The 24050-nt window shown below is 65.1% G+C and carries 23 protein-coding genes and 1 tRNA gene; 8 read left to right on the top strand and 16 right to left on the bottom strand.

The window, feature by feature from the left end:
* Positions 1-4 precede the first annotated feature (4 nt).
* Positions 5-1948 carry an Ig-like domain-containing protein gene (locus TX76_RS06115; protein WP_049900415.1) on the top strand — a complete coding sequence of 648 codons (1944 nt, stop codon included), beginning with the start codon at positions 5-7 and terminating at the stop codon, positions 1946-1948.
* A gap of 224 nt (positions 1949-2172) precedes the next feature.
* Here the strand turns inward: TX76_RS06115 and TX76_RS06110 are convergent, their stop codons facing one another.
* On the bottom strand, positions 2173-2475 hold the full coding sequence (locus TX76_RS06110; protein WP_049900412.1) for a hypothetical protein: 303 nt from the start codon (positions 2473-2475) through the stop codon (positions 2173-2175).
* A gap of 103 nt (positions 2476-2578) precedes the next feature.
* Here TX76_RS06110 and TX76_RS06105 point away from each other — a divergent pair, with 103 nt between their 5' ends.
* A complete protein-coding gene (locus TX76_RS06105) occupies positions 2579-3505 on the top strand; it encodes a carbohydrate kinase family protein (RefSeq protein WP_049900409.1) in 927 nt (308 codons plus the stop codon).
* Here TX76_RS06105 and TX76_RS06100 read toward each other — a convergent pair.
* The 5 genes from TX76_RS06100 to TX76_RS06080 all read right to left on the bottom strand — a co-directional run bounded on the left by TX76_RS06100 (position 3502) and on the right by TX76_RS06080 (position 7445).
* Entirely contained in the window at positions 3502-4296 is a 795-nt protein-coding gene (locus TX76_RS06100; protein ID WP_049900406.1) for a BtpA/SgcQ family protein, read from the bottom strand. The genes TX76_RS06105 and TX76_RS06100 overlap by 4 nt on opposite strands.
* 121 nt (positions 4297-4417) lie before the next feature.
* Positions 4418-4492: transfer RNA gene (locus tag TX76_RS06095), tRNA-Glu, on the bottom strand.
* Positions 4493-4566: 74 nt separating this feature from the next.
* On the bottom strand, positions 4567-5721 hold the full coding sequence (locus TX76_RS06090; protein WP_049900404.1) for a helix-turn-helix transcriptional regulator: 1155 nt from the start codon (positions 5719-5721) through the stop codon (positions 4567-4569).
* Between the two features lie 134 nt (positions 5722-5855).
* Entirely contained in the window at positions 5856-6599 is a 744-nt protein-coding gene (thyX, locus tag TX76_RS06085) for an FAD-dependent thymidylate synthase (RefSeq protein WP_049900401.1), read from the bottom strand.
* Positions 6600-6965: 366 nt separating this feature from the next.
* A complete protein-coding gene (locus tag TX76_RS06080; protein ID WP_049900398.1) occupies positions 6966-7445 on the bottom strand; it encodes an SRPBCC family protein in 480 nt (159 codons plus the stop codon).
* A 138-nt stretch (positions 7446-7583) separates the two neighbouring features.
* On the opposite strand from TX76_RS06080, the gene TX76_RS06075 reads away from it, so the two are divergent.
* Positions 7584-7820: a hypothetical protein gene (locus TX76_RS06075; RefSeq protein WP_049900395.1), complete on the top strand. Its 237-nt coding sequence runs from the start codon at positions 7584-7586 to the stop codon at positions 7818-7820.
* Between the two features lie 33 nt (positions 7821-7853).
* On the opposite strand, the gene TX76_RS06070 is transcribed toward TX76_RS06075, so the two are convergent.
* From TX76_RS06070 to TX76_RS06060, 3 genes are read right to left on the bottom strand one after another with little or no spacing between them, the layout of a single operon-like run.
* Positions 7854-8288 carry an SRPBCC family protein gene (locus TX76_RS06070; RefSeq protein WP_049900393.1) on the bottom strand — a complete coding sequence of 145 codons (435 nt, stop codon included), beginning with the start codon at positions 8286-8288 and terminating at the stop codon, positions 7854-7856.
* 12 nt (positions 8289-8300) lie between these two features.
* Entirely contained in the window at positions 8301-9143 is an 843-nt protein-coding gene (locus tag TX76_RS06065; RefSeq protein ID WP_049900389.1) for a BKACE family enzyme, read from the bottom strand.
* Entirely contained in the window at positions 9133-9375 is a 243-nt protein-coding gene (locus TX76_RS06060) for a hypothetical protein (protein ID WP_049900385.1), read from the bottom strand. The genes TX76_RS06065 and TX76_RS06060 overlap by 11 nt, the downstream gene beginning before the upstream one ends.
* A gap of 161 nt (positions 9376-9536) precedes the next feature.
* Here TX76_RS06060 and TX76_RS06055 point away from each other — a divergent pair, with 161 nt between their 5' ends.
* Positions 9537-10514 (top strand): aldo/keto reductase, encoded by a 978-nt coding sequence (locus tag TX76_RS06055; RefSeq protein ID WP_049900383.1) that lies wholly within the window; start codon positions 9537-9539, stop codon positions 10512-10514.
* Positions 10515-10541: 27 nt separating this feature from the next.
* On the opposite strand, the gene TX76_RS06050 is transcribed toward TX76_RS06055, so the two are convergent.
* The 6 genes from TX76_RS06050 to TX76_RS06025 form a co-directional block, all read right to left on the bottom strand.
* Positions 10542-10844 carry a hypothetical protein gene (locus tag TX76_RS06050; RefSeq protein WP_049900381.1) on the bottom strand — a complete coding sequence of 101 codons (303 nt, stop codon included), beginning with the start codon at positions 10842-10844 and terminating at the stop codon, positions 10542-10544.
* The gene (locus tag TX76_RS06045; RefSeq protein ID WP_049900377.1) at positions 10834-11343 is read right to left on the bottom strand and encodes a macro domain-containing protein; all 510 of its coding nucleotides are present in this window, start codon (positions 11341-11343) and stop codon (positions 10834-10836) included. Before TX76_RS06045 ends, TX76_RS06050 begins: the two co-directional genes overlap by 11 nt.
* A gap of 60 nt (positions 11344-11403) precedes the next feature.
* On the bottom strand, positions 11404-12327 hold the full coding sequence (locus TX76_RS06040) for a DUF4349 domain-containing protein (protein ID WP_049900373.1): 924 nt from the start codon (positions 12325-12327) through the stop codon (positions 11404-11406).
* A 110-nt stretch (positions 12328-12437) separates the two neighbouring features.
* Positions 12438-12788, bottom strand: a complete 351-nt coding sequence (locus tag TX76_RS06035; RefSeq protein ID WP_049900370.1) for a glyoxalase/bleomycin resistance/dioxygenase family protein — start codon at positions 12786-12788, stop codon at positions 12438-12440.
* Positions 12789-12827: 39 nt separating this feature from the next.
* Complete coding sequence (locus TX76_RS06030) at positions 12828-13568, bottom strand: cytochrome c biogenesis CcdA family protein (protein WP_049900367.1); 741 nt, start codon at positions 13566-13568, stop codon at positions 12828-12830.
* Positions 13565-14086 carry a TlpA family protein disulfide reductase gene (locus TX76_RS06025; protein ID WP_049900364.1) on the bottom strand — a complete coding sequence of 174 codons (522 nt, stop codon included), beginning with the start codon at positions 14084-14086 and terminating at the stop codon, positions 13565-13567. Before TX76_RS06025 ends, TX76_RS06030 begins: the two co-directional genes overlap by 4 nt.
* Positions 14087-14185: 99 nt before the next feature.
* Here TX76_RS06025 and TX76_RS06020 point away from each other — a divergent pair, with 99 nt between their 5' ends.
* A complete protein-coding gene (locus tag TX76_RS06020) occupies positions 14186-15373 on the top strand; it encodes a DUF3179 domain-containing protein (protein ID WP_049900361.1) in 1188 nt (395 codons plus the stop codon).
* Positions 15374-15425: 52 nt separating this feature from the next.
* Here TX76_RS06020 and TX76_RS06015 read toward each other — a convergent pair whose 3' ends face one another.
* Positions 15426-17048 (bottom strand): potassium channel family protein, encoded by a 1623-nt coding sequence (locus TX76_RS06015; protein WP_049900817.1) that lies wholly within the window; start codon positions 17046-17048, stop codon positions 15426-15428.
* A 690-nt stretch (positions 17049-17738) separates the two neighbouring features.
* Between TX76_RS06015 and TX76_RS18280 the strand changes: the two genes are divergently transcribed.
* From TX76_RS18280 to TX76_RS06000, 3 genes are all read left to right on the top strand, one after another.
* Positions 17739-18542, top strand: a complete 804-nt coding sequence (locus TX76_RS18280; RefSeq protein WP_228842320.1) for an RNA-guided endonuclease InsQ/TnpB family protein — start codon at positions 17739-17741, stop codon at positions 18540-18542.
* 250 nt (positions 18543-18792) lie between these two features.
* Positions 18793-21537 carry a hypothetical protein gene (locus tag TX76_RS06005; RefSeq protein ID WP_049900358.1) on the top strand — a complete coding sequence of 915 codons (2745 nt, stop codon included), beginning with the start codon at positions 18793-18795 and terminating at the stop codon, positions 21535-21537.
* Between the two features lie 265 nt (positions 21538-21802).
* Positions 21803-23608: an ABC transporter ATP-binding protein gene (locus tag TX76_RS06000; RefSeq protein ID WP_049900355.1), complete on the top strand. Its 1806-nt coding sequence runs from the start codon at positions 21803-21805 to the stop codon at positions 23606-23608.
* Positions 23609-24050 lie beyond the last annotated feature (442 nt).

Here is a 24050-nt window from a genome sequence, read left to right as displayed (position 1 = left end):
GCCAATGTTCGAAAAAATCACACAGCGGTTGGAACGGCTGCACGAGGACGAGCGCGGCGTCTCACCGGTCGTGGGGTTCGTGTTGATCTTCGCGCTGATCATGCTGGTGTTCACGCTCTACCAGGCCGACGTGGTGCCGGCACAGAACGCTGAGGTCGAGTTCAAGCACAGCCAGGAGGTCGCGGGCGATATGGAGCAGTTGAGTGCTGCGGTCGGCTCTACCGGTCCAGATACCGTTCCACAAGGGGTGCCGGTCCAGCTCGGCGTCCAGTATCCCGACCGTGCTCTCGCGATCAATCCAGGAACGCCGGTCGGAACGATACAAACATCCGAAACACGCACCATCGAGATCTCGGGCGAGGATGGGTCCGAGACGCTCAACACTTCGTTCATCAACTACCGGCCGAACTACAACCGCCTGAACGAAGAAACGGCGTACTCCATCGAGCACGGCATGTTGATACGGGATTACTCGGGACCGGGCGACTCCCGCCTCGATTCGTCAGGCGTCCTCTTCTCGGGTTCCGATCGCATCTATCTCCCGTTGGTGACCGGCGATCTTCAGGCGAGCGAGATGTCGACGGTAATTACGCCGGCGAACGTCGACAATCATACCATCGACATTACGTCGGGCGACGGGGAGCTCACCCTCCCGACGACGCTCCCCGAGGCGGGCTGGGACGAGATACTCACGGATAAGAGCCAGGTCGACGGGTGGATGTATTCGAACTCCGGCTCCGGCGTCAATCAGGTCACGATTGAGTTGAAAAACGGCACCCAACTCGCTGTCGATAAGGCATCGGTCGGCGATCCGGACCCGGATGACGACGACCTCGGACTGGACCCTCGCATCACGAACGCCAGCCCGACCCATCCTGATGTGGGGTCCATCCAGAGCAATACCGAACTCACTGCCCACACGACGGACATATTCGGCAGCGATCTCGGCGATGTCGACGTGGAGTGGAGTACGAACGGTTCTGGAGGATTATCGACGGCCAGCACCACATCGAACGGGAACGGCAACACGACAGTTTCCTATAACCCGAACGCCGGCGATATCGGAAGCACGGTCGGGGTCACTGCGAGTCTCCCCAACGTGACTGGTGAGAACAGTTCCGTCACGTTCGGGTTGGAATACCCGGAACGGTACATCTACAGAGAATCGCCGGAATCTCCCTCGGTGTCTGTCGATGAACCAGAAACACTGGCTGTAAGCGTGCAAGATGAAGGGGACAACCCACTCTCTAAGGTTGATGTCGAAGCTAGCGAAGACGGTGCTGGGAGCTTGAACTTCACCAGCAGTTCTACGAACGAGTCTGGGGAGACTTCATTTACCTATGTTCCCGAAGATACCGACAGCGGGAGCACGGTAACAGTCGAAATCTCGCTTCCGAACGGGTCGGAAAACGGCCCCGTTGAATACAATCTAGAGTTCCCCAGCGATGAAGGACCTCGGGAAGGCGAAAAGATCGACCCTGGTGAAGTTGATGGGGCATCGCTTAATACATCCGCAATTGCACGGAGTAGAACCCATCCATCGTTCAAAATAGGGGTACCGAACGATCCGGACTCCGATTCCGGCCCCAACCCGATCGAGATTACTGCCTTCGCTATTGAGACAAAGGGGGCTCTCTCGGGAGTGACGGAAACAGAAAGACCTCACAGCGATAAAACACACAACTTCTTCATCTATCAGACGGGCCTCTCAAAGGAATCCGAGACTCCTCTTCAGTTGGATGGCACGGTGTACAACTTCACCTCAGAAGGAGCGGTGACTGATTCACGTGTGCAACTCGAACGGTTCGACTCACAAGGAGGTGTTCGCCTCGAAGGGGCTGTCGGTTCGTACTCCGAGGCCGACATCGTCTACTGGTTCATCCTCACAGATGGGACCATTCGTCCGGTCTACTTCGATGCTACCACAGGGCCGCCGGGTAGAGGCTAAAAAGAAATGTGCCGCTAGCCGAACGCTGCACACACATACTATTCATATATTTGCAAGTCTTCGTGCTCGCCGACGGTTTCGTCTTTCGCGACCCCACCACTCGTCTTCGCGGGTGCGCGTGATCCGGCACTGCTCGGCGCTCATACTCGGCGGTAGCGGTGGTGGTTGAGTAAGCGTTTGGTCACTTCCACTATATGTCATAGCGATCGCCTCGTCGTCGCTGCTCACTCGGGCGCGTACCGCCACGTCGCCGTGCCTGGCCCGGGCGGCGAGACACCCGGAAGCTCACCCAACAGCGGCGCGACGAGCTCCTCGTACCAGTCGTCGGGATCGAGCCCCGCGCCGCGTTGCGGATAGACGTTCGCCACGAGGCTCAGCCGCGAGGCGGTCCGGTAGGTGATGAGGTACTTGTACGCCGCGAGCACGGCGTCGTCGCGAGCGCGTGTCTTGTCGAGGGGCGAGTGTTCGTAGGAGAGTGCCTCCACGAACGCCCTCGTGTTCGTCGACCCGACGGCGGAGCTAGCCATTATCCGCCACTCCGGGCGATACAATAAAAGTCTCAGTCAGACGCTCGTCTGACACCGATCGCGGACCGCACGTTCAAGGGTCACACGGTCCTCCATCGAGTCGATGTCGTCGCCCGCAGTCGTCACGGTCGGCAGTGCGGTTCTCGACCGCTGCTATACGCTCTCGAACCTCCCCGAACCCGACGGCGGCGCGTTCGTCCGCGAGCACACCACCGCCGTCGGCGGCGTCGCCGCGAACGTCGCGTCGGGACTCGCCGCGCTCGGCCGAGAGACCGGAATCGTCACCAGGCTCGGGCGGGATGCCGCCGACCGGATCGAGGCCGACCTGCGGGAACGCGGAATCGACTGCACGCGGGTCCGCACCGGCCCCGAGGAGTCCTCGTACACGCTGATCCTCCGCGGGCCGGACGGCGAGCGGATGGTGGTCGCCGGCGGGCAGAGCGTGCCGAACCTCCGGCTCGACGACGCCGACCTCGCGTACGCCGGCGGCGAGGTGGTGTTCACGAGCGCCTACGCCCCCGATCCGGTCGTCGCCGACCTCGTGGCGGCCCGCGAGCGCGGGGCGATCACGACGCTCGTCTTCGATCTCGCCGGGCCGCTCGCCGAACTCGAACACCGGGGGACGTCACCCGCGACCATCGATCGGGTGCTCGCCGTCGCGGACCTGTTCGTGGTCGGCGAGGTCGCCGCACGCTCGTACTTCGGCGGTGGGGCCGAAGCGGCCCTCGATGCCCTCGCAGCCCGGGACGTTCCTCGCGCCGCCGTGACCCGTGGCGACGAGGGAGCACTCCTCCTCGACGACGGGACGACGATCGACGTTCCCGCCTTCGAGGTGGCCGTCGAGGACACGACGGGCGCAGGCGACGTCTTCACCGCGGGGCTGGTCCACGCGTGGTTGCTCGACGACTCCTCGCCGACGGCAGCGGGACGCTTTGCGGCTGCCGGGGCTGCGCTCAGCTGCACCGCCGGGGGCGCACGCGGTCGTCTCCCGACCGAAACCGACGTTCGGGCGTTTCTCGACGAGCGCTAGGGAACTGCCCGGACAAGCCGCTCGACCGCCGCTTCGTCGACGGGAGAAGTCGTTTCCTCACCCTGTTTCAGCGCCGTGCCGACGATCGCCCCGTCGGCGAGTTCAAGGAGGTCGGAGGCCGTCGCGGGCGTGACGCCGCTCCCGATCAGGACCGGGACGTCGAACCCTCGATCGTCGCGGCAGTCGACCACCCGAGCGAGGAGATCGGTATCGACGCTCTCGCCCGTCCCTGCCCCGCTCACGACGACGCCGTCGGCACCGCCGCGTTCGACGAGGTCTCCCAACGATTCTTCGAGCGGGCGTTCGGCGAGCGGCGCGGAGTGTTTCACGTCGAGATCCGCAAGAACGGCGACGTCGGCGTCGAGTCGCTCGCGGAGTCGCAGCGTCTCGTGTGCCGTCCCTTCGATCAGTCCCTGGTCGGTCACCCGTGCCCCGGTGTGGACGTTCACGCGGACGAACGTTCCTCCTGTGGCGGCCGCGATCCCCAGCGCGCTCCGCACGTCGTTTCTGAGGACGTTCACGCCGAACGGGATCGAGACGCATTCTCCGAGAGTCGCGGCGAGCGCCGCGACATCGGCGACGGTGTGACGGGGCACCCGGTCGGGGTAGAAGGGGGCGTCGCCGAAGTTCTCGAGCATGATGCCGTCGACGCCGCCGGCTTCGAGCGCCGCAGCGTCCCGCCGCACTCGCTCGCGGATCGCACCTCGATCTCCCGCAAAGTCGGGCGCGCCAGGCAACGGCGGGAGGTGGACCATGCCGATGATCGCGGTCTCCGTATCGAAGATGTCCATGTACCGATGTGGCCGTCGACGAACTTAATCCCACGAGTGGGTGATGCGCATCGTTCCTCCGTCGAGTTCCGTGCTCTCGCTTCGCTCGTCACGAGGCTTCACGAGTGAAACCGTCGCAGAATGCTCCGGCAGGGATTCGAACCCTGGTCATTGCCGTGAGAGGGCAATATGATTGGCCGGACTACACCACCGGAGCGCGGGTCGCCAACCGCTCGTCGGCAGGCGAACTCAGGTAGCGCAGAATCGCGTTTAACAGTTCCGCTTTCGGACTCACTCCTCGTCGAACGGCGATCCCGCAGCCTCGGGTTCGTGCCCGTCGAGGCTCACGATGTTCTCGCGACCGACCCGGAGTTTGCTGAGGTCGCCCGTCTCGGCCATCTCCGAGAGCAGCATGCTGACTTTCGACTTCGACCAGTCGGTTTCGGCGACGATCTCGCTCTGGCGCATCCGCCCGCCGTTCTCGTCGAGCAGCGAGCGCACCACCTCCTCGTCGCTCACGAGTTCCTCGTCGGGGACCGTGGGTTCGGTGGCCGCTGCCGACGATGGCCCGTCGGACGTCTCGGGCGCGTCTTCGGTGGCGGTCTCGGCCGGTCGCTCGTCGGCGGCCGTGGCCTGTGACCCGCCGAACGGGGACCGATCGGACCGTTGGACGACCACCGTGCCGAGGATCACGGCGACCGCGAGCGCGGCCGCGAGCCACACCATCGATCCGTCGAGCATCGGCGGGCCGTTCATCCCGACGCCCGACTGCTCGACGAACACGACCCGTGGCTGACCGGTGGCGAACTGCCGCTCGCCGAACCACGTTGCCGAGTCGTTCCCGTCGGCCGAGCCGTTGGTCGAGGCGTCGGGCGCTGGTTCGACCGAATCCCACGCGATCGACAGATCGGGGCCCGCCCGGATCTCGACCGACGCCCCCGACGAGAGGTAAATCCCCCCTTCGAAGACGTCGCCGATGGCGATCTCGCCGCCCGTCGTGGCCGAGAAGTTGGTCCAGAGGAAGGACGTCTCCACGACGCCCGTCGACGCCGGCTGGGGAACGACTCGCGCGCTGCGGGAGAACCCGCGTGCCGTCATCGAGCGCCCGGTCGCGTTCGTGCCCACCTCGGTCAACGCCGTCGCCCGATCGCGAAAGTCGGCGTACAGCGGCGTCTCCTCGCTCGTGAACCGGTTGGCGTAGGCCCGGAATCGCTCGACTTCGGTTTGGTTTTGCAGGGGCTGCTTGTAGCGATGGGTCCAGCGCGCCGACCCGTTCTCGTACACCGTGACCACGAACTGGGTGTCGTTGAACGCGTTCTGGCCGTCCGTGGGTCCCGACGGTCCCGTCCCGTTGACCGTCTGCGCGCTGGCCACCGCTGGGAGGGGGACGACCATCGCCCCCGCCAACACCACTACAGCGAGACCGAGCGCCGACAGCCACCTCATCTATGGTACGTGACCACAGGGAGAATAAAAAGGCTGCGACCGCCGACGGCCGGCCGCCGGAATCCGGCGTCCGTCGGGCGCGAGCCCACCGACGGCGACAGCGGCCACAAGAGCCATAAATGCCTCCGCGCCGGTCACGGTGCGAGCCGGTTCTTCCGGCCCTTCATGTGCTCCTCGTAGTGGGCAAAGGTGATCGGACACCACTCGGCGGCGAGATCGAGGACCCGCTCGGTGAGGTCGCGGATCTCCCACTGGCTGTCCGCCGCCGCTCGCATATCGCTCACATGCATCAACATCCGGGCGTTCATCGACATCACGATGTTGACCTCCGTGCCGATCGGCAGGACGAACCGGGCGTCCTCGGGAGCCATCCCGAGATCGAGGAGCTCCTGATAGGACTCGACCGAGCTCGTGACCGACTCTCGAAACACTGTCTCGCGCTTTTCGACGGTCGCCTCGTCGACCCCGCCGCCGCGCTGGTTGCGCCCCACCCAGTCGGGGTCGGTGGCCGAGGGTGGCGTCACGACCATTGCACCCTCGCGGACCTCGTCGGGATCGACCTCGTCGAAGGCGACGTAGCGCATCGACTGGACGTCGAAGGAGACGTGGCGATGGCGGGTGAGCTGGGCCATGCACGATCGGCTCACGCCCTCGACCGCGAACGTGGCCTGTGGGTGTTCGAACGGGCCGAAGTGACCGTGATCGAGGAGCCGACCGATCAGGGTGCGCTTTTTCGCCTCGATCGTCTCGCCGTCGATCGTCGCCATCGTCTCGGCGAAGGACTGACTCCCGACGAACGGTTCGGAGTAGTCGTTTCGCGCCCCTGTGCAGATCACGCGCTCGGGGTCGTCGGTGGCTTCGAGCAGGCGGACATCCATGCTGAAGCCGAGACGAGCACACCGTAAATATCCTGTCGGTCAGCGGTCCACCCGTTGCTGGGCGGTCAGCGGTCCATCCGTTGCTGGGGGCTGTGGCGCGCGGGAGCGCGTGGGCGGTGCGAGCGAAGCGAGCACCGCTAAGCGAACGGGGAGGGACGACCCGTGAGCGCGAAGCGCGACTCGCGCGAGGGATGACTGAGCGAGGGCGAAGCCCGAGTGAAGGAATCGGCTGGGGAGGTGTGTGGCTGCGGTCTCTCATTTGCGTCGGGATTCGTCTCAGGTGGATCGACCGTCCGTTACTGGATTTTGTGACGGAACTGCTCGGACGGTTCCGACTGACACCACGTGCCGGGGCCGTCTCCGATCTCATTCAAGCCGACGTTTTGTCTCGCGGTGGCGATACCGGAACATCGGCTCGAAGCCGACGACCGCGAACGGGCCGGCCAGCCGCCCGAGATCGCCGAACGGGAGTTGGTACTCCACCCGATCGCGGACGTGCGTCCCGCCGCCGTCGGCGTAGAAACTGTGGGTGTGGACCCAGCGCCGGAACGGCCCGTCGATCATCTCGTCGCGGAACAGGCCGGCCCCCTCTTCCTCCCTGCGTTCGATGATCCTGGTCGTCCAGCCTTGGCGCGGACCGACGCCGCCTGGCCGCACGGTGAGGTCGGCCTCCGCGCCCGCCTCCAGCACGTCGGGACCGGGCTCGCCGTTCGGCCCGCGCGAGGACTCCACCCGGAGGTTCATGAAGCGAGGCGTCAGCGCTTCGAGGCCGTCGAGCGTCGAGTGAAACCGCCAGACTTCGTCGAACGGTGCGCGCACGTAGGTCTCGCGCTCGAAGGTCGGCATACGTCCACCGAGGGCCGCGGGGTCCAAAACCCCATGGTCGGCACACGCCGTCTCGTTGCCCCGCGCCGTCCCGCCCGTCGTGTCGACCAATCGTCCAAAAGCGGTGGTGATATATCCCTGGCCGATGATTCGGCAAGTATGACCTACACTTGCCGGAACTGCAAGCGGACGTTCACGAGCGAGCTCGAACTCGAACTCCATCGGGACGGCTGCTCGGACGAGCAGCTGTTCTGCGAGGTCTGCGGCGAGCGCTTTCCGGAACGAACGGCGACCACGGACGGGTGGCGATTCTCGTGCCCGAACGACGACTGCGACGGCGAGGGACTGGAGGAGGACCTCCACTCGGTGAGCGACCTCCTTCTCGTCGAGCAGTAGTCACGCACGCCCGCCGTCCTCGCCGGAAGTGGCTCACTCCGTCGCGTCCCGGGCGAGTCGCTCGATGGTCGCGAGCCCGCGCCGACAGACGAGTGCGTACGGGGCCGCGAGGGGCGGGATCTCGAACGCGACGCGGCAGCCGCTTTCCAGGGGCTCGACCCGGTGGCCGGTCGCCGGCACGCCCGCGACCCGCCACGTCCAGCGGCGATCGGCACACTCGGTCACCCGGAAGGGGAGTTCGAGCCCGCCGACGGTGCGGACGTGACCGCACGTTCCGGCCTGTACGAACCGACCCTCGCACGCGACGCCGACGACCGACGGACCCCACACTGGCCACCGGTGGGTGTCGGTGAGCAGCCGCCAGGCGACGGCGGGGGCCGCGCCGATCTCGCGCGAGACGACGAGCCGCGGCCCGTCGGGCGTGCGCTCGAACGAAAGACCGGCGGCGAGCTTCGTGGGACAGTTCACGGGTGCTGAGGTTCAGAGGCCGAGGATCGTCCTCGCCCGGTCGGGCGTGGCGACCTCGCGGCCGAGCGCCTCGGCGATCCGGGCGACGCGCTCGACGAGCTGGGCGTTGCTCTCGGCGAGCTCGCCCCGCCGGTAGTGGACGTTGTCCTCCAGCCCGACGCGAACGTGCCCGCCGAAGAGGATGCCCATCGTCGCGAACGGCAGCTGGTGCCGACCGAAGCCGAGCGTGTTGAACAGCGCGCCCTCGGGGAGACCCTCGATGGCGGTCAGGAAGTTCCGCGGTCGCGGCCGGGTGAGCGTGCCCGAACCGAAGACGAGCGTGGCGTACACCGGCTCCGCGAGGTCGCGGCGCTCCACCAAACTGTGGACCTCGTTGCGGTGGCCGTCGTTGAACACCTCCAGTTCGGGTTTGATCCCGCGCTCGACCATCTCCGCGTGGAGCGCGTCGACCGTCCCGCGGGTGTTCTCGCTCGTCAGGTGATCGTAGCGATTCAGCGGTCCCATGTCGAGAGAGGCCATCTCGGGCGGTGGATCGGTCCGGAGCGGTTGGTGACGATCGGCCGTCGGGGCGGCCGTCCCGCCGGTCGAGTGCTGGACGATCACGTTCTCTGTGTGCTCCCGAACGGCGTCGTCGATCTCCTGAAACCGCTCGGTCGCAAACGAGCGCTCACCGTTGTCTTGGCGGGCGTGGAGGTGGACGACCGCCGCGCCCGCTGCCTCCGCCGCGGCCGCCGCGCGACCGATCTCCGCGGGCGTCTCGGGGAGGTTCGGGTTCGCCTCCTTGCCGTGGACGCCACCGGTCAGCGCCGCGGTGACGATCACCGGCTCGCCGGCGAGAAACGCCTCATAGGTCATTGGTCGTCACTCCGCGCGCGCCGTTCCCAGCCCGTTCGTCCGTCCCGGCGTGCTCGCGGTAGATCTCGCAGTGGCGCTCGTGATCGAGGTCGTAGCGGTCGTTGCAGACGTCCGCGCGCAGCGCCTCGACGAACCGTTCGGCCACCGTACAGTACCCCCGTGGCTCAGCGAAGCGCTCGTCGCCGTGGTGCTCGTCGGTTTCCCTTCGGTACTCCAGATGTGGACAGGTCATGGACACCGTTGCCGCTGGCGCGTGTTATACTGTCGGCCGGGACCGATCGCCCGGCGTCGCTGGCACGACCTCGAACGGCCGTTTTGCACGGCACGGTCGACTCGGGGGCGATCGCTGCCGGTTGTGGGGGGATTTTTACTGAGTGGGTGTCTCTCCGTCGCATGGAGTACACGACCCTCGGCTCGACGGGGATGGAGGTGAGCCGGATCTGTCTCGGCTGCATGAGCTTCGGGAGCCCCGAGTGGCGCGACTGGGTGCTCGACGAGGAGCAAAGCGAGGAGATCATCGAGTGCGCGATCGATCTCGGGATCAACTTCTTCGACACCGCGAACATGTACTCGCGCGGCGAGAGCGAGCGGGTGCTCGGCAACGCCCTCGAAGGCTACGACCGCGACTGGCCGGTGGTCGCCACCAAGGTCTACAACCCGATGGACGACGACAATCCGAACGCCCGGGGCCTCTCGCGCAAGGCCATCGAACAGGAGCTCGAAAACAGCCTCGACCGGTTGGGAATGGAGACGATCGACCTCTACCAGACTCATCGCTGGGACGACGACGCGCCGATCGAGGGGACGCTCCGGGCGCTCGACGACGCCGTGCGCCGCGGGAAGGTGCGCTACATCGGTGGCTCCTCGATGTGGGCTCACCAGTTCGCCGACGCGCTCCACACCAGCCGCTCTCTGGGTCTCGAACGATTCGTCACGATGCAGAACCACTACAACCTCGTCTACCGCGAGGAGGAGCGCGAGATGCTGCCGCTCTGCCAGCGGGAAGACGTCGGCGTGTTGCCGTGGAGCCCGCTCGCACGCGGCTATCTCGCCAGGCCACACGAGGAGATCGACGCCACCGCACGCGGCGCGAGCGAGGAGTACCTCTACGAACACCCCTACCGCGAGGGTGGCGGTCGGGAGATCAACGAGCGCGTCGCGGAGCTCGCCGCCGAGGAGGACGCCACGATGGCCCAGATCGCCCTCTCGTGGCTCCTCCACAAGGACTGGGTCGACGCACCGATCGTCGGGACGACGAGCGTCGAACACCTCGAACAGGCGGTCGCGGCGCTCGACATCTCGCTCGCCGAGAGCGACATCGAGTATCTCGAAGAACCCTACGAGCCGGTGCGAGTCTCGGGCCACACGTAGCGACATCCGCCGGCCGCGGCGACGCGCTCAGCCGTCGAGCGCCGCCTGGTCGTGCGTGTGGTGGTAGAACCGAATAAGGGACGTCCCGTCGGCCGCGGCGACCGGCTCGAAACACACTCGCCGGTAGCGCTCGTTGTCGAGCAGGTTCACGAGGAGCCCCGCGTCGTGGACCGACACCGAGTCGTACGCGACGTCACAGACCGGACATACCTCGGGATCGGCGGCTGCTTCCGGAGCGGGCGGTGGTCCGGATCGAGAGGCTCCGGAATCACCCGCCGTGCGATCGCGGTCGCCAGGCGGCGCGGCGACCGGATCGCTCTCATCCGTCACGGGTCTCGCTCGCGGCCTCACGGATAACGGCGACCTCGTCGTCGCTGTACCCGATCAAACGCACGTCCGTGAGCGACTCGGGAGCGTAGTCGGCAACGGCATCGGCGATGATCGTTGCGCCTTCTCGAAGGGCGAACCCGGCGACGCCACATCCCAACGCGGGGAGCACGAGCGATTCACACCCCAGTTCGTCGGCGCGTTCGAGCGCGTTGTGGGTCGCGTTCCGAATGCTCTCCGCCGTGGCCTCGCCGTCCCCGTAATGGGGCATCGCGGCGGCGTGGATCACGTACTCGGCGTCGAGATCGTGGGCGTCGGTGACCGCCACCGTTCCGAGATCGATCGGTCCCTGCGAGACCGCCTCGCGGTTGATCTCGCCGCCCGCGCCGCGCCGGAGCGCCCCCGCCACGCCGGAGCCCATTTCGAGACTCGTGCCGGCGGCGTTCACGAGCGCGTCGGCTTGCTGGGCGGCGATGTCGCCCTGAATCACCTCGAACTCCATACCCCACCGCGGAGCGCCACGATCAAAAACGCCACTGAGCCGCACTGCCCCGAACCGGGTTCACTCGGCGCTCGCGGATGCCGCCGTCCGCCGCCGGTAGGCGAGATAGCCGAGCAGGATGGGCACGCCGAAGACGAGGAGGTACGGCGCGAGATACGCGACCGCGACGACCGCCGCCCGGAGCGTCGTGACGACGCCGCCGATCGAGTCGAGGAAGGCGTCGAGCACGCCGACGTCGTACCACGCTCCCGCGACGACCGGATCGTCGGCGGGTTCGGTGAGCTCGACCGTGATCGTCGAGAGCGTGATCCGGTTTTCGAGCGACTGGAGCTGGGCCTCCAGGCGCTCGATCTCAGACTGGGTGTTCGAGAGGCGTTCCTGGACCTTGAGGACTGCCTCGGTGTCGCTCGCGTTCTCGTAGAGGTTCCGCAGGCGTTGGCGCTGCGCCCGGAGGTTTTCGAGGCGTGCTTCGAGGTCGACCAACTGTTCGGTGACGTCGCTCGTGTTCGTGTTCGCACTCAGCACCGTGCCGGTCGCCTGCACCCGATCGTAGAGCGCGGAGAAGTTCCGGCTCGGGACGCGGAGAACGACCTGACCGGCGGTCCGGTTGCCGTTCTCGCCCCGGGTCGACTCGCTCGACGCGCCCACGTACCCGCCCAGCCGACGCGTCGCGCTCGTGATGTTCCCCCGTGCCGTACTGAAGTTCTCGACCTCGAGACGGACGTGGGCGGTCTTGACGATCGCCCGGTTCGCCTGGAGCGCCTGGCCGTTGTTTCCTCCCGTGTCGGCGGCCGATCCACCGGCGGTGTTGGCGAGGCTATCGGCACCGCCACTGCTGCCGGCGCTCTGATCGCCGCCACCGCCGCCGGCGCTCGCGGCCTCGCCGCCATCGCTGCCGCCGCCGGCGCTAAAACCGCCACAGCCGGCGAGCACGACGAGGAGGGCGAGCGCGACCGCGGCGACCGAACGCGTGTGGGAGGGCATACCAACCCCTGATACGACGGGTGGCATATGTTTTGTGGGGAAGCACAGCGAACGAATCGGCCGTAACGGTACTGCCGGCGTTGCGGTGTGTCGTCGGTCGAGTGCTGCGCTCAGTACGGATCGATCGGATGGAGGAACGTCTGGAACTCGAGCGTTCGTCCCTCCGGATCGTCGGCGAAGAACTGGTAGATGTCGTACTCCTCGTTCAGTTCCGGACTCCCGTGGGCACGATCGTCGAGCCGGTCGTACATCCCGTCGACCGCGGATCGGTCGTCGAAAAAGAGCGTGATCGTGCCGTCGGTTTCGGCGCGATCGCCGCCACAGAACCCGAGCAGGAGGTTCTCGTTGCGGAGGATCGTACAGCCGGCCTGTTCGAGCCACACCGACGCGTCCAGTCGCTCGGTATAGAACTCGACCATCCGATCGAGCGCCGCCGTCTCGAAGAAGACGATCCCGGCCATGTCACCGCCTCGCGCGCCATCGACAAACTCGTTCTGGCTTCACTCCAGGCCGAGCAGCGTGAGCCCGCCGAACCGGAACGAAAAGAGGTAGACCTGGGCGAGGCCGGCCGCCACGAGGAGCACGCCCGCGACCCGCGAGACCGTCTGTGGCCGTGGCAACCGACGAAGGATGGCCTCGCGTCCGAGTGCCGACAGCGCCGTAATCGCGATCATCAGGGCGCTCATCCCGGCGGCGTACGCGCCGAGCGTGACGAACGCGGTGGCCGGGCCGCTCGACAGCGCCGTCAGCGCGACCGCGACGAACACCGGTGCGGTGCAGCCGGCGGCCGCGGCGGCGTAGACGATCCCGAACCCCACGAACGCGACGGGCGAGCGCCGTCGCTCCGGGAACGTGACGTGGCGGGTCGGTCCGCGACCGAGCGCCATCGCGGTCCCGAGGACGACGAGCAACGCGCCGACGACGAGTTCCAGCAGAACGATGTCCGCGAGCACTCGCGTCCCGACTGTCGCCACGATCCCGGCGAGCACGCCGTACACCAGCACGAACCCGACACTCACGAGCACGCCCACCGTCGCCGCACGACGCAGCCGCGCTCCCGTCCCGACGCCGTCCGACTCGCCCGACGCTCCGCTTTCGCCCTCGCTTTTCCCGCTCCCGGCGTCGCTGCCGAGGTAGTAAGCGACGTAGCCAGGCAACAGCGGGTACGCACACGGCGCGAAGAAGGTTGCCGCGCCGGCGGTGAACGCGAAGCCGAGGCGCAGCCCCGAGACGTCGATCATCCCGTCTCGATCGCGCGTTCGACTTCCGTGACGATCGTGTCGGCAGCGGCGAGGCCGACGTGTCGCCACGTCTCGGTGCCGTCAGGGGCAAGGACGAGCAGCGTCGGGATCCGCCGGACGCCGTAGCGCTCGCCCGTGCGGACTTCGGGATCGAGCGCGACCGGCCACGACCCCTCGTACTCCCGCCAGAAGTCGGTCACTGCCGTTTCGTCCTCCTCCCACGTGATCGAGAGCAGATGGAGGTCGGGGAATCGCTCGTCGACGGTCCGGAGGTGGGCCATCTGGGGTTTGCAGGGCGCACACCACGTCCCGAAGAAATCGAGCAGCGCGACCCGTCCCTGGGGACGGATCGCCACCGACTCGCCCGGTGAGCCGGCGACCGCGACGGTGTCGATCTCCCGGGTGTCCGTTCCGTCCGCCCCGCCCGTACCGCCGAGGACGCCCGCACAGCCGGCGAACGCGCTCGCGAGCCCGGCCCCACCTGCACCGAGGACCGCCCGACGAGTGTGCCGCTCCATACCTCCTCTTGGAGCGACGGCCACATAGCCGTATAGCGCGTGTGAGAGCGGGGCGCACGACCCCGCGTCCGTTAACCCCACCGACCAGTGAAGGTGGGTATGGATCGCCGCCGCTATCTGTCCGGACTCGCCGGCGGCACGGCCGTCTGGCTCGCGGGCTGTTCGGGCCTCGCCGGCCGCTCCGATTCCCGTGGAGCGAACGGAGAGACCGGCACCTCGGCAGCCACCGACGCTTCGGCGGCCACCGGCGAACCGGGGAACGCGACCACCGCCGGCGGAACGGCGGCCGGCGTGCCCCAGTCCGCTGGCGACGTCGAGCTACCCGTCCCCAGAAGCGAGCTCGACCGTGGCGCATCGGAGGACGCGATCCCGGCGATCACCGACCCCGCGTTCGGAGCCGACTGGAGCGAGTTCGGGGTCGAACTCGACCCGAACGAGCGCGTGATCGGCGTCGAACGCGGCGGCGAGGCGCGGGCGTACCCGCTCGCGGTCCTGAACTGGCACGAGATCGTGAACGACGAGTTCGACGGCCCTCTTCTGGTGACGTACTGTCCGCTGTGTGGTAGCGGGCTCACCGCCGAACGCCGGGTCGATGGTGAGGAGACAACGTTCGGCGTCTCGGGCCTGCTCTGGAACAGCGATCTCGTGATGTACGACCGTGCGACCGACAGCCTCTGGAGTCAGATCCTCGCGACCGCCATCCGCGGGCCGAGCACGGGCGAGACGCTCTCGTTGGTCCCCTCGACGCTGACGGCGTGGAGTGCGTGGCGCGAGACGCACCCCGACACGGAGGTCCTGCTCCCGCCGCCGGCCTCCGAGGCGATCGGCGGGGCGAGACCGCGGGACTACGCCCGCGACCCCTACGCCGGCTACGACGAATCGCGGCGCATCGGCATCGGCGGCGAGGAGTTCGAGGGGGAGCTCCACCCGAAGGCCGAGGTCATCGGGGTCGCTCGCGACGGGACGGCGAGCGCCTACCCGTTCGATACGGTCACGAGTGAGGGCGTGATCAACGACCGCGTCGGCGACCTCCCGGTGGTCGTCACGGTCGATGCGGGCGACGCGCTCGTCGCCTACGAGCGCCGCGTCGATGGAGACGAACTGACGTTCGAGCCCGCGGGCGCGGACGCGATGCGCGCCGGCGGCTCGCGGTGGCGGCGCGCCACCGGCGAGGCCCTCGACGGTCCCCACGAGGGAACGCAGCTCCCGCGGGCCAACGACGCCTCGCCCATGTTCTTCTTCGCGTGGCGCGATTTCAACCCCGACACCGATGTGTACGGAACCTGAATCGCGCTCGGCCCAAGCGTCGGGTTCGCCGCGCGGTCGCCAGGCCGATCGATCACTCGTAGAGCGAGGCGAACCGGTTGACGTCCTCGTCGGTGCCGACGAGAACGAGGTCGTCGTCGGCGCGGAGCTCGAACTCGGGGCCGATCTCGGTCCGGACGTCGCCGTTGCGCTCGACCGCGATCACGGTACAGCCGGTGCGCGCACGGACGTCGGCCTCGCGGAGGCTCTGGCCCGCGAGTTTGGGACACTGGGTTCGGACGACCTCGATCTGCTTGTCGAAGCTCATCACCTCCTCGTCGAGGATCGTCGACGCCAGCATTCGGCCGCTGACGGTGGCGAGTGCGAGCACGTAGTCCGCACCCGCCCGGTAGAGCTTCCGGATGCCCGCGGGCTCCTTCGCGCGGGCGAGGATCTCGACGTCGGGCGCGAGTTCTCTGATCACGAGCGTGGCGAACACGGTGAGCGTGTCGTTCGGCAGCGCGAGCACCACCGCGTTCGCCCCGTCGAGCCCCGCCTCGCGGAGCGTGGCTTCCTCGGTGGCGTCACCGACGATATCGACGCCCGGCCCATCCACGTGGTCGATCACGACCGTCTCGATCCCCTCCCGCGAGACCGCCTCGTACACCGTGGTGCCGACTTCGCCGAGCCCGACGACGACGACGCGACCGCGCCGACGTGATCGGGTGTCCGAGAGGGTCAGTTCTTTCAACGCTTCGAGCTGTGACTCGTGGCCCGCGACGAGCAGGATCGAGTGCTCGTCGATCCGATCGTTCGGGTCGGGTGGGCTGACGAACTCGCCGCGGAGCCACGCACCGACGACGTTCGCGCCGGTCCGTTCGGTGATCTCGCTCTCCTCGATCCTGACTCCGTCGAGATCGCTCCCCGCCTGGATCGGGAGTTCGGCGATCTCGAAGTCGCCGTCGATCTCGATCACGTCGCCCAGTTCGGTGGAGATCGCGGTCGTGACCGTGTCGGCGAGGCTCTCGCCGACGAGCCGGCGCGGCGAGAACACCTCGTCCGCACCCGCATATCGGTGATAGTCCGCGACCGTGGCGTCCTCGACGAACGTGATGATCCGGGTGTCGGCGGTGTCGGCGGCCGCGAGCGCGATCGAGGCGTTCTGTTCGTCGGAGGCGTCCGCGACCAGCGCCCGCGCCGCCCCGAGGTCGACTCCGGCGAGCGCTTCGGGCGACTCGGGATCGCCGTGAACCACGCGTACTCCGTCCTCGTGGAGGTCGTCCGCGCGGTCGCGATCGGGTTCGATCACGACGTAGGAGACGTCCCGACTGTCGAGTTCCTCGATCAGGGTCGCTCCACGGGGAGTGTACGCACAGATGACGACGTGATCGGTGTCCTCGATCGTCGTCGGGGCGCTCCGAGAGAGCGTCTCGTCGAGCAGCGGGAACACGACGACCGGGAGTGCGAGGAAGATCAGCGCCACGCCGGTGAGATCCATCACGATCACGAGCACGTTCATCACCGGGCTCTCCCACCCCGCGTCCGAGCCGAACCCGGTCGTGGTGAACGTCTCGACGACGACCTGCAGCGAGTGGAGAAACGTCTCGGGCTCGTTCTCGAAGGCACTCATCCCGTAGTCGTAGACGAGCGAGTAGAGAAGCATCAACACCGCGAGCCCGATGAGGGAATGAACGGTCCGGCGCTGCCACGTGTTCATCGTCGCCTCCCCCGTACGAAACGGCGACGTCGTCCCGAACCGCTCGATCGTCCGCCGACGAGCGATCCACAATGCCGAATCATATCGTCCCCTCCTCCCGGTTGGGTTTCAACTAAGCGATAGCGCGGAGTTCCTTTCCTCAAGCGTGAGCGAAGCGAGCGGTAGGGAAGGGAGGAGCGCGTTCGTATAGCTGGGTATCTCCAATACAGATAAATTGCCTCATATTCACATTGAACACGTGGCAGACGGCTACGTGCGTCGGACGGCAATCACCCGCCTCTCGGTTGACGGCGAGCAACGCGACTTGCTCGAAGACACCATCTCTGAGTGGAAACGGGGTTGCCAAATCGCCACGGACCTTGCGTGGGGACGGTGCAATGCTAAGAGCGACGTACAACCTCTCGCCTATGACTCTGTGCGCGAACAAACTGACCTCGGTAGTCAGCACGCGATTCTCGCCACCCACCAAGCCGCACAAGCCATCACCGGCTGTATCGAACGCCGATCGAACGGAAAGACGGTGAGCAAGCCGACGTTCACCGCTCCGACCGTGAAGTACGACACGCGGACGATGACGCTGTTCGATGACGATACCGTCTCGCTCTCCACAACGGAGAGCCGGGTCCGGTGTCCGCTTGCCCTTCCCGACGCCGATGACGGCTACCAGCGCCAGTATCTCGACTCGGACGAGTGGAATGTTACGGAAAGTACACTCACCACCCGCGATGGCGAGTTCTTCTTGCATATCGGCTTCCGCCGACCCAAGAACGATGCCGAACGGAACACCGCCGAGGACGAACGGTTCTCGGGGTTGACCTCGGTATCGAAAACCTCGCCGTTACCAGCACCGCCTACTTCTTCAGCGGGCGGGAGCTAACGCACCGTCTCCAAGAGTTCGAGAAAGTACGCGCCGGGTTGCAACAGACCGGAACGCGAAGCGCCCACCGGACGCTCGTACAGTCGAGCGGTCGGGAGCTTCGCCACGTCCGCGACGTTCTCCACCGGGCGTCGAACGCACTGATCGACGAAGCACTCCGCTACGACTGCGACGTTATCGCGTTCGAGAACCTGACTCATATCCGTGACCGAACCGGCGCGTCGTGGGGTCACAAGTGGGCGTTTCGGACGCTGTACGAACAGGTGGAGTACAAGGCTGAAGCCGTCAGTGTCTCAGTGGAACAAGTCGGCTCGGCGTACACCTCCCAACGATGTGCCGAGTGTGGATTCACGGCGGACGAGAATCGCCCGTCGCGTAACGACTTCCGGTGCGTAAAGTGTGAATCGGAAGCGAACGCGGACTACAACGCCGCGAAGAACATCGGTATGCGGTACATCCGTCGAGGCCAACAGTCGTCTCGGCGGACGGGCAACAGTCAGCTTGCCCTAAAGTCTGGAACAGTGACGCCGAAGCGCGGATTTACCGCCTACCCCAATGGGTTCGAGGCCGAGTTCACGGACAAGTCCCACCCTCCACGAGCGAAGTCGTCAGACTGAGCGAAGTAGGGTGGAGTAGTTGACAGAGGGTTCGGTTCCGTCGGGCCACGACACGCCCCCGATATAATCACGACGCCGACAGCGATCGGTGCTCGCCGAACGCGAACGTCACGCCGGCAAAATTGTTTGAAGCTGTCACATGACCCGTAACCAGTTCAGCTACTGAGACAAAACCAGGCCGAAGACAAGAGGAGAACATGTCCGATACCGGCCACAAGATTTTTGGAGTGATGGATAAACCAATGTATCGATGCAGCGCAACGATGGGGACAGTACCGGTGACAGCGGACAGCATCGCGGTTCTCTTTCAGTCGATCGACGATCGTATCTCAAACTCGCCGGTACCGCCGCCGGAGCGGCCGGCCTGTTTTCGGGGACGGCAGCGGCGTTCGAGCGCCGGGGGATCAGGTTCAAGCGGACGGTGGACATGGTGGCGGACGCGGGGTGTGACCCGACGGGCGAGGAGCCGTGCGGCGCGAAGATCCGGGCGGCCGCGGACGACTACACCCTGCTGAAGTTCCCGCCCGGCGAGTACCTGGTCACTAAAACCACTTACATCGAGAACAAAACGAACCTCGGCTTCCTGGGGGAGGGGGATGCACGATTCAGGGTGCCGACGAACTTCAACGAGAAGGCGCTGGTGGTCGACGACGGGACGGGGCTGCTGTTCGAGGGGATCGACATCGACCAGCGAGCGGACGGGGCGACGCCCGCCCTCCATCTGGGGACGGACGACGACCTCCGGGTGCACGACGTGGAGCTGCTGGGCCAGGGCATTCACCCGAAATCGATCCCGAAGGGTGAGCCGGGGTACTCGCCGGGGCCGGGAGCCGAGAACGGCAACCCCCACGCGCTGGATTTCTTCTATCCGATCGTGCGCTCGGCGGACGGCACCGGGTTGGTGACGGATGTGGTAGCGAACAACCACGGGCTGATGGGGACGTACAACGCGGGCAACGGCCGGAGCGGGATCTGGGTCGGCATCCAGCACAAGGGAACGATCACGTTCCGACGGTGTCGGATCGAGGAGTTCGGCTCGAACGGGACGTACACCAGCCGAACGAACGGGGTGGTGCAGTTCGAGGACGGCGTTCACCGCAACAACGACAACAACCAGCTCCGGATCGGAAGTCCCGGCAGCTACGCCGAAGGAATGATCCTCAGTGTGGACGCGGACGAAAGCGGTTCACCGAACCCCTACGAGGCATTGAACTATCGGGGGGCACGGATCGAGATGGGTCGAATGAACGATCGGACCGATGTTGCGATTCGGGACTGTAACATTTCGATCCGGTCGACGCCACACTCCGGCGGCGGGGTGGTGGCGGAGTCGACCGCGAGCGAGTTCCGGGTGGAGAACACGCGGATCGGGATCGAGGCCGACGGCGTCCGCGGGATCCTCGGGAAGGAACCCGACGGCGGTGGCAACTACTCCCCGCCGGCGGAACCGCACACTGCGACCATCCGGAACACGAGCGTGACCGGGAGTGCGAACGGGAACGCGGCGATCGAGCTCGAGAACCGGCCCAAATCCGTGGTTGACACTTGTTGTATTCATCATGAGGGCGACAGTCGTAACGGAGTACACCTCGATGGATCCGACAACTGCACGGTGCGAGACTCCACGATCGACGTCACCGGAGAGCCGGTCGTCCGAGATGGAACAGAGGGCGTGTCGGTTTCCAGTATCGACACGGGCGGATCCTGTCCAGCACCGGTGTACGGCGCTGGCGACTATCTCCCCCACAAGTTGTCGATCGAGAGCAACGGTGGACGGTTCTCGTATGAGTTTATAGTGAGCGGTGATCTCGGAAAGAGCACCGCAAACAATGCGACGATCGACGACAAAGACGTGGTTTCCGGTAACACCGCAACTGGGCAAGGAGGCGGTGGCGGTATCGATAGTTACGGCTTCTCGGGCGACATCGTCGCATTCGACTTCGATGGTGATGCAACGGTCTATCTCGATGGCGAAGAAGTAGATCCGGGAAACTTCGGTAACGTACTGACGATAAAAGAAAACGGCGGCTCCTGGATCACCTACGGGTTCTCGGTTAGCGGCGACATCGTTCCGAGACGAAACGTCGGCGGAGCCGATGAGATAAGTGCCGACAGGGGACGTGCGACGGGAGGAGTGAGAAGTGGCTACGACAGTTACTACTTCTCCGGCGATATCAGTAACATCGCTCTGAGTGGTGACGCCACTCTTCATCTCAACAACGAAGTAACTACTGCCGAGCAGTACCTGCCCGACGTACTGACGATCGAGGGAAGCGGGTCGTGGAGCACTTACGAGTTTACTGCCAGCGGTGGCGTCGCACCACGTGCTGGCCTGGGTGGTGCCGACGAGATCGACACCGAGACTGGACACGTGACCGGGGGAGTCGCGGGCGGCTCGGACAGCTATCACATCGCGGGCGAGCTCACCGACGTCAGCGTCGAGGGGACTGCCGACGTCTATCGAAACGGCGAGCGACTCGACGTTGGTGGAGGTGGAGCCGAGAAGCACTCGCTCACGATCGCGGAGAACGACGGCGCGTGGACCACCTACGGGTTCTCGGTGAACGGGAGCATCAGCCCGCGGAACAACATCGGCGGGGCGGACGAGATCAGCGCCGATGGGCAGCGCGCGACCGGCGGGGTGATCGACGGCTCCGATGGGTACACCATCACCGGCGAGATCACGAGCCTCAGCCTGAGCGGCGACGCCACGGTGTACCTCGACGGCGAAGCTCTGAATGTGGAGGAGTACCTGCCGGACGTCCTCACCGTCGAGGGAAGCGGGTCGTGGAGCACCTACGAGTTTACCGCAACCGGTGGTGTCGCTCCGCGGAAGTACATCGGCGATGCCGACGAAATCGATGCCAGTACAGACCACGTTGCTGGTGGGGTCGCGAGCGGTTCCGACAGTTACTACATCGCGGGCGAGCTCACCGACGTGAGTTTGGACGACGGTCTCACTGTCTACCGGAACGGTAACCGAGTGAATCCGTAGAACAGTCGCCTTTGATCTGCCACGCAGCCACCGCTAATACCGATAGCATAGCCTCGAGGCCCGTGCAAAACAAGCGATTACACCGACTACCACATGTTCGAAAGGTGTTGAAACGCTATTCCACGGAATCTCTCATGGTACAGTCGGGAAGTAATCGAGGGAGGCATCGTCCGGCCGGTGACGTCTACCGAACAGGTCCAAAATGGGTGGACTTATACCTCTCGGCTAGTATGGATTTTCCAACTGTAGCCTCGCTCTAACCACTATGACTGATGACGATCCTCCAGACGTTTCGAGAAAGGAGAAAATACAGGCGATAGTTAGCGTTGCGAAGTACGACCCGAAACTCACGGTCGGGATCATCGGCCTCGGGATCTTTGCCGCTGTGCTGGAGGGCATCGGACTGAGCTTCATTCTCCCGATCGTCGAACTCGTTCAATCCGATGGAGGGGCCGCTTCTCAAGGCGGCCTCGCAGGCGCGTTCGCGTCGGCGTACCAGTTCTTCGGTGTTCCGCTCACCCTTGGGACCGCGGTAGCCGGCGTGGGGGCCGTCATGGTCGTTCGGTACACGTCGAGCTTTCTCGTTGCATGGTTTCGAGAAGCTCTCAGAACGTATTACACCCGAGATTTGCAGATACGAGCGTTCGACAACGCACTCAATGCACGGGTATCGTATTTCGATCAGGAGGGCTCCGACGACATCCTGAACGCGATTATCACGCAGACGTACTATGCTGGACAAGTCATCAACAAGAGTGTCAGGCTTGTTGAACAGGGGTTTCTGGCACTAACGTATGTGCTCCTTGCGTTCGTGGTTTCGCCTGCACTCACAGTTTTCACAGCGGTCGTTCTTGGCGGCGTGACGTTCTTACTGCGCAGTGTCGTTGAACCGGGATACGATATCGGGGAAGAAGTGGCAGATGCGAACGAGCGGCGGCAGGAGGCGGCACAGGCTGGAACACAGGGTATTCGAGACATCCGTATCTTCGGGGTTGCCGAGGAACTCCTCTCTGACTTTCGTGATGCAGTCGAACAGTACACACGATCCCGAATCACGCTGCGACGCAACGAAGCCGCACTCAGTAACTTCTACAACATGGCGGTTTCGGTGTCGGTTTTCGTGCTGATCTATCTCTCATTGACCTTCGCGAATCTCGCTCTCAGTTCGCTCGGACTGTTCCTGTTCGCCATGTTTCGACTCGGGCCAAAGGCGAGTACGGCCAACCAACTGGTGTATCAGGTCGAGAATCAGCTCCCCCACCTGGTGCGGACGGAGGCCTTCATCGAAGAGTTAGGCCGGCACGAGGAGCCGAACGAGTCCAGTCGGAGCGCACCCGAGAGCGTGGACTCGATCGAATTCGACGATGTGTGGTTCTCCTACGACGGCAAGGAGGACGTCCTCCGAGGGATCGATTTCGAGGCGGACGAGGGTGAGTTCGTGGCGTTCGTGGGCCAGTCGGGTGCCGGGAAATCTACGATCGTTTCGCTGCTCTCGCGGATGTACGAGCCAACCGACGGTCACATCCGCGCGAACGGTGCTCCCGTCGGCGAGATGGATATCCACGACTGGCGCGAGCACGTCGCAGTCGTGCGTCAGGACCCCTTCATTTTCGCCGACACGCTCAGGTACAATCTCACGATTGCCGACCGAGACGCGTCTCAAGCGGAGATCGAACGCGTCTGTGAGATCGCGAAGGTCGACGAGTTCCTTGACGACCTGCCGAACGGCTATGACTCGCTCCTTGGTGATGACGGCGTTCGGCTTTCAGGCGGGCAGAAACAACGTGTCGCGCTCGCGCGCGCGCTCCTTGAAGACGCTGACCTCCTGATTCTGGACGAGGCGACGAGCGACCTTGACTCGAACCTGGAAAAGGAGGTCCAGAGCGCGATCGAGACGATGGAGCGCGAGTACATCATCGTCACCATCGCTCACCGTCTCTCGACGGTGAAGAACGCCGACCGGATCTACACCGTTGAGAACGGACGGATCTCGGAGGCTGGGAAACACGGCGAACTGGTCAGCAACGAGGGGAAGTACGCGGAACTGTACGCGATCCAGGCGCAGGGGTAACCACAACGACGAATTATCTCCGGTGGCGCTGTCTAAGTGAGTCCTGTTTTCACGCGCCCGGTAGTGTCGCCACTACACGTTTCGAGGGCAGCGTGTTTCCGTCGTAGTACCGAGCGTTCAGAACACCGCCGGGCGCTCGGTTACACGACGGTGAAATAGTTCGTTTCTGACGCGCTTGATGTTAGAGTCTCTCTGCCTTTTTCGACAATTAGCCGCTGATCTTCGAGCTGAGAGCAGCCCACACAAAACTTATTACAGAATCTGCTGTAGCCAGATATGTAAGGGATGAATCAGGATAAGCCCGTGGAAAAAGAGGCTGGTATTATCAAAACCAACCATCAGTCAGACAGCATCACCCGTCGAAATTATCTCCGAGCTACCGGAGCGACGAGCGTGAGTGGACTGGGTGCGCTGGCGACTCTCGGTCGTGCTGGAGCTGCTG

Origin of the sequence: Halococcus agarilyticus (assembly GCF_000334895.1) — an archaeon.
In the GTDB taxonomy this organism is placed as follows: domain Archaea; phylum Halobacteriota; class Halobacteria; order Halobacteriales; family Halococcaceae; genus Halococcus; species Halococcus agarilyticus.
This window is presented reverse-complemented; position numbering and strand designations above follow the sequence as displayed.